The sequence below is a fragment of the Embleya sp. NPDC001921 genome (genome assembly GCF_053594475.1).
In genome coordinates this window covers 284,880-301,875 of the sequence record NZ_JBSFEO010000004.1, presented here as the reverse complement: position 1 = coordinate 301,875, position 16,996 = coordinate 284,880, and the positions used below count along the sequence as shown (strand labels likewise).

The window sequence follows — 16,996 nt, the reverse complement described above, 5'->3', positions numbered from 1 at the left end:
GACCGGTGCCGGTGTCGCTCAGCCGGTCGGCGCGGGGTCGGCGCTCGTGGAGCTCGCGGGCGTCGTGTTCGGCGGGACGCTCGGGGAGGTCGTCTCGCCCGTGCTCCCCGCGATGGTGACCACCGCGCCGCCCGGATCCACCTCCACCCTGGCCACCCACGACCCCCGAGGGGCCCGCTCCGCGTCGACCGAGACCGTGACGGTGTCCCGCTGCCCGGGGGCGAGCGTGCCGTGCGTGTGGCTCAGCCGCAGCCAGGTCGCCGCCGTCCCGGCCTGCCAGTCGACCGGGACCGAGCCGGTGTTGCGCAGCGTGACGACCGTGCGGTCACCGGTGTGGGTGACCGTGAGCACGGGCGGCGTCGCACTCGGCACGCCGGCCGGCGCGGGCGGGGGCGGGACCGCTCCGGGCACGACCTCGGCCGGAACCGCGGCGGGCGACCCGGCGGGGGAGATCGGCGCGAAGCCGTGCCCGAGCGGTGTGTCGGCCGCCGCGGGGCTCACCGTCGTCGCCGCCGGCGAACGCGCGGGTCCGATCGGGGGTGTGAGCGCGACAAGGCCGCTGGGGCCGTCCACCCGCGCCGACGCGATCGTGACGGCCTTGGCGCCCGACTCCCCGGCCGACCCGCCGGACGCCTGCCACAGGGCCAACGCGGGCGCGGCGACGACCGCGGCCACCACGACCGCCGCGATCACCGTGGCCCGGCGGCGATTGCCGCGCTCGACCACGCGGGCGCGAAAGACCGGGAAGCCGGCCCGGTCGAACTCGGCGACCCGGCGGGCGAGCTCCGGCGGGCGCTGGGCCGAGCGCCCCTTGCCGACCTCGCCCAACACCTCGCTTCGCAGCGCCGCCGGCGGGGCGATCAGCGCGAGCCCGATCGGGGCCGCCGCCGCGCCCGTGGTCGGCGCCAGGTGGGTCGCGGCGCGGCGCACCCGCGGTCCGCACCGCCGACATGTCTCGATGTGCGCGATCAACCGCTCGCGCAGCGCGGAGGTGAGCCGCCCGCCGGCCAGTTCCCGGCCCTCGGCGCACCCGTGCGAGGCCTCGGCGCCCGCGACCGCGGCCCGCGTGCGGTCCACCTCGCGGCCGGCGCCCAGGAGCAGGCTGCGGGCGTGTTGCTCGTCGCAGCCGAGCACGGCGGCCAGCCCGCGCGGGTCGAGCCCGTGCCGCACCGACAACTCCAGCGCCTCGCGCCGCTCCGGGGTCAGGCCCACGGCCTCGGGCCAGGCGAGTTCGTCCAGGTCGCCGTGCCGCGCCGGGGCGCGACCGGCCTCGGTGCCCGGGAACAGGTCGACCGGTTCGTCGGCGTCGGAGGACAGCGGCGGCAGGCAGCGCTCGTGCGCCCACACCACCCGCACGTCCTCGGGCCGCGCGGGGCCGCTGCCCACCCGCACGTGTGCGTCCAGACGGACCAGGCACTCGTAGCGGGCGAGCGCGTACAGCCACGGTTTGAGCAGATCCAGGTCGGGGAGCCGGCCGATGTGACGATCGGCCAGCACGAAGGTGCTGCGCAGCGACTCCGCGGCCGCGCGATGATCGCGCAGCACCGAGAGGCAGTAGGTGTAGAGCCCTTCGGCGTAGGCGTCGTAGGCGGCGCGCCCCCACGAGAGCACCGCGGCGGGAGGAGCGAACCGAGGAGCCCCGTCGGGGGGAGCGGAGCGGGAAGCCCCTCCGGGGGCGGCCGCCGGGCCGGTTACCGAATCCGTCACGCTCGTGAACGTAGGTGTCCGAGAGCCGCCGACTCAGGTGATTTGCACTTTCATACGCCTTTCGAGGTCGACAATCATACTTTCGAGTGAATGTCCGTCACCTTTGGCCGAATTCTTTCATCGAACGTCCACGCGACGCCCCGGACCACTGACCGCGAGCGAAACACCCGTCGGATCCGCCGAAACGCTCACTTCCCACGTGGTGGCCGGTGTCCTGTCCGGATTCGCCGAGATCGTGATCGATATCGACTGGCCGTTGGCCAGCGTTCCGGAATTCGGACTCGCCGAGAGCCAATCATTTTCCGACATGCCCAGGGACCACGTGACCGGTCCGTTCTCGGCGGTGAGCCGCACGACTCGCGCGCCGCCGTCGGCCCCCAGCTCCAGCACGCGGCTCGACCACACGAGCGTGCCCCGGGGCGCCGGATTGCCCTCGGTGGAGCCCAGCGACCGGGGCCGGTTCACCGGAAGACCGGCCGCCGAAGCCGGGCCGCCCGCCGGGGGCTTGGCGCTCCTGCTGCTCCGGGTGGTCGGCTTCGCGCCGCCGGCGCGCGTGCTCGGCACCGCGGTCGGGCCGCGTGACGCGGTCGGCCCGGGCCCGGACGCGCTGCTCGGCGCGGGCGTGGGCACTACCGGCGGACGCACGGCCGCGGGCTGATCCGGCACCTGGGCCGACCCCAGCGCCACCGGCCTGCCCTCGCCCCCGGCCCCCGGTCGCACCAGGACGCCCAGCGTCGACACCAGCGCCGCGACGACCGCGCACGCCACCACCATCGGCACCCGCGAACGCGGCCGCCCGGTCCCCCTCGGGAAGGCGCCGCGGTCGGCCGACGCGCCGACCCCGCCCCACCCGCCGAAGGCCGCCGTCCCGTGCACGAGCAGCTCGGTGCGGATCGAGTACGGCGCCGCGGGCGTCACGCCGGCCGCCAACAACTCCCGCGCGTCCACCCCGTCCGGTCGCAGCGCCACGCAGTCCGGGCACGAATCCACGTGCAGGTACAGCGGCGGGCGCAGCGTCGCCTCGACCGCCGCGCCCTCGTCCGGCAACAACAACGCGAGCTCGGGGCAGTCCCGGCGCGCGTGCGTGGCCACCGCGTACACCGCCAGCGCCTGCTCGAACTGCGCCCACCCGCGTGCCAGCGTGCGCTCCACCCGCCGCTCGGACAGCGCCAGCACATCGGCCAGTTCCGCACCGTCCAGACCGTGCCGCACACCCAGGCCCAGCGCGATCCGCTCGACCTCGTCCACCGCCCACAGCGCGTACGGCACCAGCGGCGGCAACCGATGCCGGTCGGGCACCGTCCACGCCGCGCCGCCCGCGGCCAACACCTGCTCGACCACCCCGGGCCCGCGCCGGCCGCCGGCCGCCCGGGCACACTCGGCGCGCGCGAGCGCGTACAGCAGCGCCCGGGTCCGCCCGGCCTCGCGCAGCACCCGGATCCGCTCGGGCCCGACGGCCAGCGTGTCCCGCACCACCCGCGCGGCGACCTCGGGGTCGTGCACGAGTCCCAAGCAGAAACCGAACAGGGCGTCGCCGTGGGCGTCGTACAACGCGACCGCGTCGGGCACCACGCCCGTCACGTCCCTCGTCCCCGACCCCTGCCCCGCAACGTCCCCACGCGCCATGCCGCCACACGGTAGGGAGAACGGCCCATGGTCACCATCTCTTCGCCGGCTCGGTGACAGGATCAAGACATTCCGACCATGATCGATCGGCGGCCGGTCATCGATGTCGGCGCGGGCCGTTAACGTTCCTGGCATGGCCAGGACCACCACGAAGGATCGCCCGTCGTACCGCTGCACCGAATGCGGCTGGACCGGGCCGAAATGGCTGGGCCGCTGCAACGAGTGCCACGCGTGGGGCACGGTCGAGGAGTTCGGCGCGCCCAAGGCCCGCTCGATCGTCGCCGGCCCGGTGACCACGGCGGCGCTGCCGATCGGCCGGATCGACGTGCAGACGGCCAAGTTCCGCTCGACCGGCGTCGACGAGCTGGACCGCGTGCTCGGCGGCGGCCTGGTCCCGGGCGCGGTCGTGCTGCTCGCGGGCGAGCCCGGCGTCGGCAAGTCCACCCTGCTGCTGGATGTGGCGAGCAAGTCCGCCTCGGCCGCCGCGCGCACGCTCTACATCACCGGCGAGGAGTCGGCCGCCCAGGTCCGGCTGCGCGCGGGCCGGATCGGAGCGCTGAACGAGGAGCTCTACCTCGCCGCCGAGACCGACCTCGCCGCGCTGATCAGCCACGTCGACGCGGTCAAGCCCGCGCTGCTGGTGGTCGACTCGGTGCAGACCATCGCCTCGCCCGCGATCGACGGCGCCCCCGGCGGCGTGTCGCAGATCCGCGAGGTGACCGGCGCGCTGATCCGGATCGCCAAGGAACGCAACATCGCCACCGTCCTGGTCGGCCACGTCACCAAGGACGGCTCGATCGCCGGCCCGCGCCTGCTCGAGCACCTGGTCGACGTCGTACTGCACTTCGAGGGCGACCGACACGCCCGGCTGCGCCTGGTCCGTGCGATCAAGAACCGCTACGGCACGGCGGACGAGGTCGGCTGCTTCGAACTGCACGACGAGGGCATCACCGGCCTGACCGACCCCAGCGGCCTGTTCCTGACCCAGCGCCAGGAGCCGGTCTCCGGCACCTGCGTCACGGTCACCCTGGAGGGCAAGCGCCCCCTGGTGGTCGAGGTACAGGCACTGGTGGCACCGTCGCAGATCCCCACCCCGCGTCGGGCCACCTCCGGGCTGGACTCGGCCCGGATGGGCATGGTGCTCGCGGTGCTCGAGCGGCGCGGCGGGGTCCGCCTGGAGAAGACCGAGATCTACACCGCCACCGTCGGCGGCGTGAAGCTCACCGAACCGGCCGCCGACCTGGCCGCGGCCCTCGCGCTCGCGGGCGCCGCCGCCGACCACCCGCTGCCGTCCAAGCTGGTCGCGATCGGCGAGGTCGGCCTCGCGGGCGAGATCCGCCGGGCCACCGGCGTGCAGCGCCGGCTCGCCGAGGCGTTCCGGCTCGGCTTCACCCACGCGCTGGTGCCGCCCGACCCCGGCAAGATCCCCAAGGGCATGAAGGTGATCGAGGTGGCCGACATCCGCGAGGCGCTGCGCGCGTTCAACCTGGTGTCGCACCGCGAGCGAAAGCCCGATCGCGAGTGACCGGCCCGACCCGGCGGCACCCCGGGAAGCGGACCCGGAAGGGACACCGGCGGGACGCTCCGATGCCGGCCGACAACTTTCCGGGTGCCCCGAGGAGTGACCGGGCGTCGCCTCGGAGATACTCGACAAGCGGAACGGCATGCGCGACCTGTGCCGAAACACGGCTTCGGGCCGGATAAGGCGACCGGTCGGCGGCCGGGAGGCACTAGACTTTTCCACCGATCTTCCGACGTAGCGGCCGACCTGTGTCGACCGCAGGTCCTGAGGCGCTCCCGGCCGTGCATACCGGAGCAAATGCCCGGGTGACGGCCGATGGCCGGCCGAGGATGGCAACGACCACGGGGAGTTCTGTGGCTACGAATGACCGGACCGACAAGGGCACGAGTGCCGACGCGGCCCTCGTGAGGGCCGCGCTGCAATCCGTGGCCCCGGGCACCGCCCTGCGCGACGGCCTGGAGCGCATTCTCCGGGGCAACACCGGCGGCCTGATCGTGCTCGGTTTCGACAAGACGGTGGAGGCGCTCTCCACGGGCGGCTTCGTGCTGGACGTCGAGTTCTCCGCGACCCGGCTGCGCGAGCTGTGCAAGCTCGACGGCGGGGTCGTGGTCGACCGCGAGTGCACGAAGATCGTCCGGGCGGGCGTGCAGCTCGTCCCGGACCCGTCGATCCCGACGGAGGAGACCGGCACCCGACACCGCACCGCCGAGCGGGTCAACAAGCAGACCGGCTACCCGGTGGTCTCGGTGAGCCAGTCCATGCGCCTGATCGCGCTCTACGTCAACGGCAAGCGACACGTGTTGGAGGACTCGGCGGCGATCCTGTCCCGGGCCAACCAGGCGCTCGCCACGCTGGAGCGCTACAAGCTGCGGCTCGACGAGGTGTCGGGCACGCTGTCCGCGCTGGAGATCGAGGACCTGGTCACCGTGCGGGACGTGTGCGCGGTGTCCCAGCGACTGGAGATGGTGCGCCTGATCGCCCGCGAGATCGACGGCTACGTCACCGAGTTGGGCGTGGACGGGCGACTGCTCTCGCTGCAACTGGAGGAGCTGATCGCGGGCGTCGAGGACGACCGCAAGCTGGTCGCCCGCGACTACGTGCCCGAGCGCGCGATCAAGCGCGGCCGGACCGAGGCCGACGTGCTCGCCGAGTTGGACGGGCTCGCCCACGCGGACCTGCTCGACCTGCAGACCGTGGCCCGCGCGCTGGGCTTCACCTCGGGGCACGAGGTGCTCGACTCGGCGGTCAGCCCGCGCGGCTACCGACTGCTGGCGAAGGTCCCCCGGCTGCCACCCGTGGTGATCGAGCGGCTCGTGGAGCACTTCGGCGGCCTGCAGAAGCTGCTCGCGGCCAGCGTCGACGACCTCCAGGCCGTGGACGGCGTCGGCGAGGCCCGCGCGCGCAGCGTGCGCGAGGGGCTGTCCCGACTCGCCGAGTCCTCGATCCTGGAGCGCTACGTGTAGCCGAGGCCGCACGAGACGACGTCGCACACACGAAGGAGGGCCCCGGCGCACGCGCCGGGGCCCTCCTTCGTCGTTCGGATGCGGATCGTCCGCTACTTGCCCACCGTCGCGGTGAACACGAACTCGCCGGACGGCTCCAGACCCGCCAGCGTGCCCTTCGCGCGGTAGGCGGCCTTGTCCGCGGGTGCGGCCTTGCTCTGCCCGCCGTTGGTCGCGCACTGCGCGGCGTTGGAGCGGGTCCAGGACCAGTCGCGGGTGATCGAGACGGCCTGCGCGTCGCCCTGCTGCAGTTGCCGCACGTCGGTGGCCGCGCCGGCGACGCAGTCGGCCGAGCTCCACAGCCGCTCGGGGCCGGAGAGCACCTCGATGTAGGCGCGGCTCGGCGCGAGGTCGACGTAGCAGGTGGGCCCGGTCTGATTCGTGACGATCAGCTTGAGCGCCACGTTCTGCGAGGCGTTGTAGGCCGTCTTGCCCGCGTCCACCGGCTGGATCTGCACCCGGATCATGTTCGGCGTGCACCACGTGCCGCCGTTCGGCGCGGCCTTCCCGCCGGAACTCGCGGCGCCGGAGTTGCCCGCGGTACCCGCGGACTGCCCGCCGCCCGGGACCGGTTGCCCGCCGGGCTGGCCGGACGTGCCCGCCGACGCGCCGGGGGTCCCCGCGCCGGGCGTACCGGTGCCACCGCCCGGGATCGGCGGATTGGCGCCATTGGTCGGGTTGGGCCCCGGCGTGATGGCGCTCGGATCGGGCGAGGCCGAGCCGCTCGGGGCCGGCTTCTTGTCCGCGGCGTTCTTCTTGTCGTCGGAGTCCCCACCGGCAGTGCATGCCCAGGCCACCAGCGCGATCAACAGCGCGAGGGCGAGCAGCACGACGACCCGCCGACGCCAATACACGGTTGACGGCAGGTGACCCACGGGACGGCGCATCGAGTCCACGCGCAAACTCTAGGGGAGATCGTTACGCCGTCCGGTGTAGCCACACCGTCCGACGCGTTGGAATTTCTCGCCGTGTCGTGCCCGAAGAAGCCCTGGTCGCAGGCCTATTCCGGCATTTGCGGGCAGAAGCCACCGTCACTCGCCCGAGTGACCTCCCGTAACGTGCGAGGATCGGGGGGAGATGTCACACGCACTGCACGAGCCGATCCTCGACTGGTACTCGGCCCATCGACGCGATTTGCCCTGGCGAACCCCCGACGCCTCCGCGTGGGCGGTCGTGGTCAGCGAGTTCATGCTGCAACAGACCCCCGTGGTCCGGGTGTTGCCGGTCTACCAGGCCTGGCTGCGGCGCTGGCCCACACCGGCCGCGCTGGCTGCCGACGAGCCGGGCGAGGCGGTGCGGATGTGGGGCCGGCTCGGCTACCCGCGCCGCGCCCTGCGGCTGCACGGCGCGGCGGTCGCGATGGTCGACCGCCACGACGGCGAGGTCCCCTCCACCCACGCGGACCTGCTCGCGCTGCCCGGCGTCGGCGAGTACACCGCCGCTGCCGTCGCCTCGTTCGCGTTCGGGCAGCGCCACATCGTGCTGGACACCAACGTGCGCCGGGTGATCGGCCGGGCGATCGACGGCGTCGAGTACCCGCCGCAGGCCACCACGCCGGCCGAGCGCCGTACCGCGACCACGCTGCTGCCCGCCGCCGCGGACACCGCCGCGACCTGGGCGGTGGCGATCATGGAACTCGGTGCGCTGGTGTGCACCGCGAAGTCGCCCAGGTGCGTGGGCTGTCCGGTCGCCGCGCTGTGCGCGTGGCGCCTGGCGGGCAAGCCCGCGTACGAGGGCCCGCCCCGCCGGGGCCAGACCTACGCGGGCACCGACCGGCAGGTCCGCGGGCGGTTGCTCGCGGTGCTGCGGGAGAGCCCCGGACCGGTGTCGCAGGCCGCGTTGGACGCGGTGTGGGACGAGCCCGTCCAACGCGCGCGGGCACTGGACGGGCTGGTCGCGGACGGCCTGGTCGAGCCGTTGGCGGCGGGCGTGTACCGGTTGCCCGCCGGCCCGCTCAGCGGCAGTACTTCTTCTCCGCGTCGATCGGATTCGTCGGAATCCGCATCGAGTTCCGTTTCACCGACCCGGTGAGGTTCTTCCAGAACCGCGATACCGACATGGGCTCGCGAGTCGCCTGCTGAAGTTCGCGAATACCGCCGCAGTTCAATGCCCGACGAGCCGCCTCGACCTTGGCCGGATCGACATTGCGCAGGTCGAGTGGTGTGCCCGGCCGGGTGAAGTCGGCGAGAATCCATTCGATGTAGGTCAGCTTGTCGTGCCCGGACCGGGTCCGATAGTCGAGGTCCAGGTGCGCGCCGAGCGGATTCGCCAGACCGAAGATGTCGATCGCCAGACCCGACGTCGGCACCAGCACCGCGGGCTGCCCGAGGGCGCCGTAGACCACCGAGTCGGTGACCGGGACGTGGTACTCGAGCGGTGCGGAGCGGAAGTCGAAGTTCAACATCCAGAACTTGTCGGGCTCGTGGTAGTAGGTCAGATAGACGAACTGCGCCCCGGGCGTGGCGATGTCCTTGTTCCACTCCGTGCCGACCCCTTCGAGCCGCTTCACGAACGCCTCCCGATAGACCTTCGAGGTGACCGGGTTCTCCTCGCCGGTCCAGGCCACGTACCACGAGCGGGTGTCCTCGATGTTCTTCGGCCCGAAGCCCTGGTACGGAACCCGCATCGAGGCCGCGCAGACCAGCGACCACACGGCCAGCCCCGCCGCGGTGCCCGCGTACAACCGCTGCAACGGCAGCACCAGGACCGGCAGCAGGAACGCGAACGTGCCCGGCAACAACAGGCGGGCGTGCATGAAGTCGCCGCCGACCACGATCACGTAGCCGAGCAGCACCGTGCCGGTGACCAGGGCGGTCGCGGTCAGCACCCGGATGCGATAGCGCTCGAAGTCGCCGACCGAACGGCCGATCGTGGCCAACAGCCCGACCGCGACCACGGTCAGCAGCAGCGGCGCCCAGATGTTGTACGGGCTCGCGTAGTCCTCGAAGTAGGTCCATCCGCGCCCGACGTCGGTCTTGGTGCCCTCCTTGGCTATCGCGGTGTTGGGCAGCAGGACGCCGTAGTAGCCCATCCGGAAGACCTGGTAGAGCACCGGCAGCAGTCCGCCGAACACCGCGAGCACGGCCAGCCGCTTGCCGGTCGGCCGCAGCAGCAGCCACGCGGCCACCGCGAACACGATCGTGCCCAGCGCGAGGTCGGGCCGGACCAGCACCCCCGTGCCGAGCGCGAACGAGGTGCCCGCCTGGCGCGCGAACGAGGAGTTTCGGTCCAGCCGGGCCAGCAGGCACCAACTCGTGCCCAGCCAGACGAAGATCAGCCCCATCTCCAGGCCGGACGTGGCGAAGTCCCAGAACGGCGGCAGCGCGGCGATCGCCAACGCACCGGCGGGCAGCGGCCATCCGCCGCCCGGGAGGTCGAGGTAGAGCCGCCGGGTGCCGGCGGTCGCGATCGCCAGGCCGCCGACCGCGCACAGCAGCGAGCCGTACACCGCGATGGTGACCAGGTCGATCCCGGTCGCCCCGCCGACCAGCGCGAGCAGCCACGGCCACAGCATCGACGTCGCCGCCTCGGCCCGCTCGCCCACGTTGAAGTTGGGCCCGTTCCCGTCCAGGATCTGCTGCGAGACGCGAACGAAGATCAGTCCGTCGTCGCCGATCCAGCGCCGCCGGAAGCCGGCGAGCCCGAGCAGCAGGGCCGGCACCAGCACCACGGCGATCGCCCATCCGGTTCGCGCGTCGAGCCGGTACCACGGCCTTTTTCGCGACATTTCCGGATCGGTATTCGCCGCGTCCTCGGCCTTATTCTTTTCGGCCAAGGTGCTTCCTACGGCCATCGTCCTGCCCCCGAATTCCTGTCGTCCCGCACACCGATCGGCCCGATAATATCATTGGGAAAAATAGCGGTCCGAATTGCCCCCGGCGCACCTTCGATAATTCGATCGAAGACTGTGTCGATCATCCGAGCGGGCGCGGCGACATTTCGACATCCATATCCATTCTTTTCCAACGTGACGAAGCCCGCAGGAAAACGCATTACTGTACCCCGCCTCGAACCGGCCGGTGTCGACCGACGATCGATGGCCCCGGCGACTCCCCGGCCGGTCGCCTCGTCCCCCGCCGACCGGCCCCGCGTGGGAACCTTTTGCCCCGAATCCCGGCGCCCGGCACACCGTCCGCGAATACTGGACGTACACGCGCCGGCTACGGAACGCGATGCGGCTCGGCCGCGGGCGCACACCGAGGATCGAAGGGGGACGCGGTGACGGAGGACTCCGGGTACGACGAGCCCACGGCGGGCGACGCGATCCAGTGCATGGGCTGCCAGGGCACCGGCCTGGACACCTCCGGCCGGGTCTACCGCAGCCGGCACCGCGAGGTGTCGACGATCTGGGCCGGCACCCGCTGCCCACACTGCCGAGGCACCGGCTGGCTGCGCAACGGACCGGTGGATCCCCCGGAAGGCTCCCCCGGCGGCCCGTGGCGCACCGGCCGATGAACGGGCCCGGCAGGGCGGGTCCAGCGCGCGCCCTCAAAGGCGGATCCGGAGGCGGGTCTAGCGCGCGCCCCCGGAGGCGGATCCGCGCAGGTAGCGGCGAAAGCCCTGCGCCGACTCGCCCTCGAAGCCGCAGGCCCGATAGAACGCGAGCGCCTCGGCGCTGTCCGCCGACAGGAGTTGCACCTTGTAGCAACCCGCGTCGGCGGCGACCGTGCCTGCGGCGGCCAGCAGTCGGCGGCCGATCCCGCGTCGCCGGTGGGTCGACGCCACCACGACGTTCTCCACGAACATGATCGGGTGCCCGCCCCGGGTGAGGTTGGGCAACACCGCGCAGTCGGCGGTGCCCGCGACGATCCCGTCCAGATCGGCGACCAGCACCGTGCGACCGCGCTGGGTGGCGATGTCCGCCCAGATCAGATGCGCGTCCTCGGTCGGCAGAGGCACGTCGTCGGGATGGAACTCGGCGTACAGCGCGAGCAGCCCGGACAGATCCCGAGCGGTCGCCGGGCGGATCGTCATGGTCATACCGAAAGCCTACAAATCGCGACGGCGTCGACCGGGACCCGCGCACCGCACATCCGCCGGCGGATCGCCCGCCGAGCGCCCCGCCCGCCCCACCAGCCCCACCCGTCGCGCATTCCGCGGGCCCCGACCACACAGCGGCCTTGGCCGGCCGAGCCCGGCCGGTCACTCACCCACTCGGGTGAATCCACGGGTCTCGCCCACAATCCATCACCGCTCGAATTCCCGCTGCTGGCAACCCCTCCACGGGTGCCCGGCGGGCGCCGCCCCGGCCGGCTCCGGTTGTCGCATCGGCCGATTCGCCGTCTGCTGGTGATCGGAGCTCCCACACGACGACCGCCGTGTCGCGACATCCTTGTCGCGGCGCCGGGAACAGGAGCGTTGGCTCGTGAAGACGAACGTCACCCCGCAGGAACTGATCGGCCGCAAGGTCGTCGATTCCGAAGGCAACAAGATCGGGACCATCGGCCAGGTGTATCTGGACGACCGCACCGGCGAGCCGGAGTGGGTCACCGTCAAGACCGGCATGTTCGGCGGACGCGAGAGCTTCGTGCCGCTGGGCCCGGCCGACATGCAAGGCGACGACCTGCGTGTGCCCTTCGACAAGGAACTCGTCAAGGAGGCGCCGAGCCTGGGCACCGACGAGCACCTGTCGCCGGAGGAGGAGGCTCGCCTCTATCGGCACTACAGCGTCACGCCGTCGACCGGCATGACGCGCACCGAGACCACCCAGGACACCGGAACCGCCGGTACGGCCGCCGGAGCGGCCGGTGCCGCCGGAGCAGCCGGGGCGGCCGGGACGCACCGGCGTCCGGACATGTCCAAGTCGCAGCTCGCGGGCTCGGACAACGGCTTCGAGGAGTTGACCGGCAAGCACGACCCGTCGGTGCGCACCAACGACCCGCCGACGCGGATCGGTACGCCGGCCGCGACCACGGCCGCCGCGACCGGCACCGCGGCCGGTCGGCCCGCCGCCCGGCCGGCGATGGAGGCGGACGCCGCCAAGGCGGGCATGGCCTCCTCGACCACGACCCGTTCGACCTCGGCCGACTCGGGCACGGCCCGGGGCGCGGCGATGTCCGCCAAGGCCGGTTCCGACGACGCGATGACCCGCTCCGAGGAGCGGCTGGACGTGCACGTCGAGACGATCGAGGCCGGGCGCGCGGCGCTGCGCAAGGTGATCGAGACCGAGCGCGTGGACAAGGTCGTACCGGTGATGCACGAGGAGTGGGAGATCGTTCGCGAACCGATCGACAACGCGAACCGCCGTGCCGCGCTGGACGGGCCGGACATGCGTGAGAACGCGCACGAGATCGTGCTGCACGCCGAACGTGTGGTCGTCCGCAAGGAGGTCGTCCCGGTCGAGCGCATCCGGCTCGTCTCCAAGAAGGTGCAGAGCGAGCAGCGGGTGACCGAGGAGGTCCGTCGCGAGCGGATCGAGTTGCACGACGGGGACAAGGTGCAGGTCCTCGACGGCAAGGGCGAACGGCTGGACAAGAACATGGACAAGAACAAGAACATGTAGGGCCGTTCCGCCCAGCTCCCGCGAAGCCCTCGATCGTCCCCCGGTTCGTTTCCCGGGTGGCGCCCGGGGGCTTCGCCCCGCTCGGGGCACGGTTCGGGAAATTCGCGGGAAATCACCTCTTCCACCGGGCGTTACTCGCCAGTAGGGTCCGGGGCATGGACCTCACGGTGTTCGCCATTCCGGCCTTCACCCTGCTCCTGGTCGTGGAATGGGTGTCGTACCGCTTCGCCCCCGACGACGACGAGCGCGGGTACGCGGTGAAGGACACCGCGACGAGCCTGACCATGGGTCTCGGCAGCATCGCGGCCGGGCTCGGGTGGGGGTTGTTGACCGTCCTGGCCTGGGACGGTCTGCACGAACTGACCCCGCTGCGGGTGGGGAACACGTGGTGGGCGTGGGTGCTGGTGATCGTCGGCGTCGACTTCTTCTACTACTGGGAGCATCGCGCCGGGCACGAGATCCGGCTGTTGTGGGCCAGCCATGTCGTGCACCACTCCAGCCGGCACTACAACCTCTCCACCGCACTGCGGCAGACCTGGACCGGGGCGCACCACATCGTGTTCATCGGGCCGATGTTGCTGCTGGGCTTCCCGCTGACGATGGTGGTCACCTCCTTCTCGATCAACCTGCTCTACCAGTTCTGGATCCACACCGAGCGGATCGACAAGCTCTGGAAGCCGATCGAGTTCGTCCTCAACACGCCCTCGCACCATCGTGTGCACCACGGCTCGAACCGGCAGTACCTGGACCGCAACTACGGCGGCATCCTGATCCTGTGGGACCGCCTGTTCCGCAGCTTCGAGCCGGAGGGCGAGCCGGTGGACTACGGGCTCACCAAGAACATCGAGACCTACAACCCGTTGCGGGTGGCCTTCCACGAGTACGCGGCCATCGCGCGTGACGTCCGGGCGGCGCGCGGTTGGCGGACGCGGTTCGGCCGGGTGTTTCGCGGTCCCGGCTGGCAGCCCGCGGTCAAGGCGGCCGAGCCCGCGGGCGCCGCCCGGGCGACCGCGTGAGGGCACGCGCCCTGGTCGCCGCGTACCTGACGCTCGGCGTCGCGGACACGGTGTTCGCCGCGATCGACGTCGACGGGCCCCGCTGGGTCACCAAGACGCTGCTGATGCCGGTGCTGATCGCCTTCGTGTGCGTGGCCGCCCGGCCCGGCGCCGAGCGCGTTCGGGCGCCGGCGATCGGCGCGCTCGTGGGCGGATTCGTCGGCGACGTCGGGCTGCTCGTGGACCACGACGCGACCTTCATGGTCGGCATGGCCGGGTTCGCGGTCGGGCACGTGTGCTACCTGGTCGCCTTCCGGCGCCTGGGCGGCACGCTCCCACCCCGGTCCGCCGTCGGATACCTGCTCGCGTGGGCCGCGATGATGGCGCTGGTGTGGCGCGGTCTGGACGACCTGCTGGTCCCGGTGCTCGGGTACAGCCTGCTGCTCACCGCGATGGCGGTCGGCGCCGCGGGAGTGAGCCGGCGGACCGGTATCGGCGGCGCGTTGTTCCTGCTCTCGGACGCGGTGATCGCCCTGGGCATCGCCGACGTGGACCTGGTGCCGGGACAGGACGCGGTGGTGATGCCCACCTACGTGGCCGCCCAGTTGCTCCTCGCGCTCACCTGGGCCCTCTGGCCGTTCGCCGGTCCGGACCCGAACGAGGCGGCGGACCGTCGGTCCGCCGCCTCCTCGGGCTGAGTCGGGCGTCAGTCGGCGTACCTCGCCGCCGCCGCGGTGTACTCCGGCTCCGGGTTCATCGCCGCGGCGAGCCGCAGGAACGGCGCGGCCTCGGCGCCGCGACCGGCCCGCTCCAGGGTCCGGCCGAGCGCGTGCGTGGCCCACGCGTCACACGGGTCCAGCTCGATCACCCGGCGCAGCGTCTCCTCGGCCCGGCGCAGTTGCAGCGAGAGGAAGTACGCCCGACCGGCCAGTTGCTGCACGGCCACGTTGTCGCGCTCCTCCTCCAGCACCGGCTCCAGGAGGCGCAACGCGCCCAGCGGGTCGCGCCACTCGACCAGTGCCTCGGCTACTCGGTAGTTCTCCAGGGTCAGCGTCACGGTGGCTCCCTTCGCGATGCTCGTGACGGCGTCGGACACCCGGCAGAACCGAATACCCCGGCAAGGTATTCCGCGAGGTATCCCGGCGAGGCGGCGGCCGGGTCAGGCGCCCGGGACGAGCACCGCGCGGCCGTTGATCCGGCCGTGATGCAGCCGGTCGTACACGTCCGGCGCCTGGTCGAGCGGGAACCTCTCCACGTGCGCGCTCACCGCGCCGCGCCGGGCCAGGTCGATCAGCTCGATCAGCTCGGCCCGCGTACCCCAGTAGGGCGTGCTGACCGAGCACTCGAACGGGATCAGTCCGAAGCCGACCGGGAGGGTGCCGCCGCCGATGCCGACGATGGTCAGGTCGCTCTCCGTGGCCGCGCACTTCGCGGCCAGGTCGACGGTGGGTTGCACGCCGGCGAAGTCGAGCACGAGCTGTGCGCCCAGGCCGTCGGTGGCCTCCCGGACGATGTCGGCGGCCTTGTCGTCGGACCTGATCGCCAGGTGTGCACCGGACGCCCGGGCCAGGTCCAGCTTGTCCTCGCTCACGTCCAGCGCGATCACCTGGGTGGCGGAGAGCGCGCGCAGCAGTTGCACGCCGATGTGGCCGAGGCCGCCGACGCCCAGGACCACGGCGGTGCTGCCCGCGTAGAGCTTGTCCAGCGAGCGCTTGATCGCGTGGTACGGAGTCAGACCGGCGTCGGTGAGCGGGACGGTCCGCACCGGGTCCAGGTCGCCGATCGGCACCAGGTGGCGGGCGTCGTCGATCAACACGTAGTCGGCGAGCGCGCCGGGCGCGCCCAGTCCCGGCGGCCGGATGCCCAGTTCGGCGGCGCGTGCGCAGTAGTTCTCCTTGCCCTGCGCGCACGCGTGGCAGGCGCCGCAGCCCCACGGTCCGTAGACGACGACCGCGTCGCCGAGTTCGACGCCGGTGACCCCCTCGCCGAGCGCGGCGACGATGCCGGCGCCCTCGTGGCCGAGGGTCAGCGGGGCGTTCGGGCCGAAGCTCCCGGTGGGCTGACTCATCACGAAGATGTCGGAGTGGCAGACGCCGGCGGCGGTGACCTCGAGCAGTACCTGGCCGGGGCCCGGTTCGGGTGCGGGGATCTCCCGCACCTCGACCGGCTTGCCGAACTCGACGTATTGGACGGCCTTCATGGGTTTCTCCCTTTCCGGCATACCGGCCCCCAGTGATGACACGGGTGGTGCTCGGGTGGCACGGTGGGCCGGCGACGTCACTGGTGAGACTATTGCTCGCCAACCGATTGGATTACCGGGTGGGGGTATCCGCCCGGCCGGGTTACGGCGCGGTGTAGCCGCCGTCCACCAGGTGGTAACTGCCGGTGATGAACGCGGCCCGGTCGGAGAGCAGGAAGGCGACCGGCTCGGCCACCTCGTCGACCGTGCCGAGCCGGCCCATCGGGTGCAGCCGGGCCAGCGCGGCGTGCGCCTCGGCGTCGGATTCCGCGAGCAGCGGGGTCTCCACGAAGCCCGGGCCGACCGCGTTGATCCGGATGCCGCGCTGCGCGTACTCGATCGCGGCGGTCTTGGTCAGGCCGAGTACGCCGTGTTTGGCGGCCACGTAGCCGACCGCGTTCGGGAAGCCGACCGAGCCCAGGATCGAGGCCATGTTGACGATCGCGCCGCCGCCGGACTCGAGCATCGCCGGGATCTGGTGGCGCATGCCGTAGAAGACGCCACCGAGGTTGATGTCGATCACCTTGCGCCAGCCGTCCGGCGGGTATTCGCCGGTGTGCGCGTGCGGACCGGTGATGCCGGCGTTGTTGACCGCGAGGTGCAGCCCGCCGAACGCCTCCACCGCCGCGCGCACCAGCAGCGCGCAGGACTCCGGATCGGCCACGTCCACGCGCACCCCCCGGGCGCTCCCGCCGGCCGCCTCGATCTCGGCGGCCACGCGGGCCGCGCCGACGTCGTCGAGGTCGGCCACCACCACGTCGGCGCCGTCGGCGGCCAGCCTGCGGGCGATGGCCGCACCGATGCCCGAGGCGGCACCGGTGACGATGGCGGTCTTGTCGGCGAAGTCGGCGCTCATGCCTTCGATCCTGCGAGCGCCCGATCGTCGCCGCCCGTCGGACGGGC

At 72.3% G+C, this 16,996-nt stretch carries 15 protein-coding genes; 7 read left to right on the top strand and 8 right to left on the bottom strand.

All coding sequences use genetic code 11. The features are described 5' to 3' along the window. Positions 1 to 18: 18 nt before the first annotated feature. Both ACWCPW_RS06695 and ACWCPW_RS06690 read right to left on the bottom strand, forming a co-directional pair. Positions 19 to 1,707, bottom strand: coding sequence for a BACON domain-containing protein (locus ACWCPW_RS06695; RefSeq protein ID WP_449760485.1), 1,689 nt, complete (start codon positions 1,705 to 1,707; stop codon positions 19 to 21). Between the two features lie 117 nt (positions 1,708 to 1,824). Next, positions 1,825 to 3,288: a BACON domain-containing protein gene (locus ACWCPW_RS06690; protein WP_449760484.1), complete on the bottom strand. Its 1,464-nt coding sequence runs from the start codon at positions 3,286 to 3,288 to the stop codon at positions 1,825 to 1,827. Between the two features lie 178 nt (positions 3,289 to 3,466). On the opposite strand from ACWCPW_RS06690, the gene radA reads away from it, so the two are divergent. Both radA and disA read left to right on the top strand, forming a co-directional pair. Next, on the top strand, positions 3,467 to 4,858 hold the full coding sequence (gene radA, locus ACWCPW_RS06685) for a DNA repair protein RadA (protein WP_406297309.1): 1,392 nt from the start codon (positions 3,467 to 3,469) through the stop codon (positions 4,856 to 4,858). A 350-nt stretch (positions 4,859 to 5,208) separates the two neighbouring features. Continuing rightward, positions 5,209 to 6,318: a DNA integrity scanning diadenylate cyclase DisA gene (gene disA / locus ACWCPW_RS06680; protein ID WP_391586461.1), complete on the top strand. Its 1,110-nt coding sequence runs from the start codon at positions 5,209 to 5,211 to the stop codon at positions 6,316 to 6,318. Between the two features lie 92 nt (positions 6,319 to 6,410). Here disA and ACWCPW_RS06675 read toward each other — a convergent pair whose 3' ends face one another. Then, positions 6,411 to 7,253 carry a hypothetical protein gene (locus tag ACWCPW_RS06675; protein ID WP_449760483.1) on the bottom strand — a complete coding sequence of 281 codons (843 nt, stop codon included), beginning with the start codon at positions 7,251 to 7,253 and terminating at the stop codon, positions 6,411 to 6,413. 181 nt (positions 7,254 to 7,434) lie between these two features. Here ACWCPW_RS06675 and ACWCPW_RS06670 point away from each other — a divergent pair, with 181 nt between their 5' ends. After that, positions 7,435 to 8,388: an A/G-specific adenine glycosylase gene (locus ACWCPW_RS06670; RefSeq protein WP_449760482.1), complete on the top strand. Its 954-nt coding sequence runs from the start codon at positions 7,435 to 7,437 to the stop codon at positions 8,386 to 8,388. On the opposite strand, the gene ACWCPW_RS06665 is transcribed toward ACWCPW_RS06670, so the two are convergent. Next, positions 8,312 to 10,084, bottom strand: a complete 1,773-nt coding sequence (locus tag ACWCPW_RS06665; RefSeq protein WP_449760481.1) for a hypothetical protein — start codon at positions 10,082 to 10,084, stop codon at positions 8,312 to 8,314. The genes ACWCPW_RS06670 and ACWCPW_RS06665 overlap by 77 nt on opposite strands. Positions 10,085 to 10,575: 491 nt before the next feature. Here ACWCPW_RS06665 and ACWCPW_RS06660 point away from each other — a divergent pair, with 491 nt between their 5' ends. Further along, on the top strand, positions 10,576 to 10,812 hold the full coding sequence (locus tag ACWCPW_RS06660; protein WP_449760480.1) for a hypothetical protein: 237 nt from the start codon (positions 10,576 to 10,578) through the stop codon (positions 10,810 to 10,812). Between the two features lie 57 nt (positions 10,813 to 10,869). Here the strand turns inward: ACWCPW_RS06660 and ACWCPW_RS06655 are convergent, their stop codons facing one another. Beyond that, a complete protein-coding gene (locus ACWCPW_RS06655) occupies positions 10,870 to 11,337 on the bottom strand; it encodes an N-acetyltransferase family protein (protein WP_449760479.1) in 468 nt (155 codons plus the stop codon). Between the two features lie 385 nt (positions 11,338 to 11,722). Here ACWCPW_RS06655 and ACWCPW_RS06650 point away from each other — a divergent pair, with 385 nt between their 5' ends. The 3 genes from ACWCPW_RS06650 (at position 11,723) to ACWCPW_RS06640 (ending at position 14,552) form a co-directional block, all read left to right on the top strand. Then, entirely contained in the window at positions 11,723 to 12,859 is a 1,137-nt protein-coding gene (locus tag ACWCPW_RS06650) for a DUF2382 domain-containing protein (protein WP_449760478.1), read from the top strand. Positions 12,860 to 13,014: 155 nt separating this feature from the next. Next, positions 13,015 to 13,875: a sterol desaturase family protein gene (locus tag ACWCPW_RS06645; protein ID WP_449760477.1), complete on the top strand. Its 861-nt coding sequence runs from the start codon at positions 13,015 to 13,017 to the stop codon at positions 13,873 to 13,875. Then, complete coding sequence (locus ACWCPW_RS06640; protein ID WP_449760476.1) at positions 13,872 to 14,552, top strand: lysoplasmalogenase; 681 nt, start codon at positions 13,872 to 13,874, stop codon at positions 14,550 to 14,552. The genes ACWCPW_RS06645 and ACWCPW_RS06640 overlap by 4 nt, the downstream gene beginning before the upstream one ends. An 8-nt stretch (positions 14,553 to 14,560) precedes the next feature. On the opposite strand, the gene ACWCPW_RS06635 is transcribed toward ACWCPW_RS06640, so the two are convergent. The 3 genes from ACWCPW_RS06635 to ACWCPW_RS06625 form a co-directional block, all read right to left on the bottom strand. After that, positions 14,561 to 14,911 carry a tetratricopeptide repeat protein gene (locus ACWCPW_RS06635; protein WP_395866851.1) on the bottom strand — a complete coding sequence of 117 codons (351 nt, stop codon included), beginning with the start codon at positions 14,909 to 14,911 and terminating at the stop codon, positions 14,561 to 14,563. A 102-nt stretch (positions 14,912 to 15,013) separates the two neighbouring features. Next, on the bottom strand, positions 15,014 to 16,054 hold the full coding sequence (locus tag ACWCPW_RS06630) for an NAD(P)-dependent alcohol dehydrogenase (protein ID WP_449760475.1): 1,041 nt from the start codon (positions 16,052 to 16,054) through the stop codon (positions 15,014 to 15,016). Between the two features lie 142 nt (positions 16,055 to 16,196). Next, positions 16,197 to 16,949, bottom strand: coding sequence for an SDR family NAD(P)-dependent oxidoreductase (locus tag ACWCPW_RS06625; protein WP_449760474.1), 753 nt, complete (start codon positions 16,947 to 16,949; stop codon positions 16,197 to 16,199). Between the last annotated feature and the right edge of the window lie 47 nt (positions 16,950 to 16,996).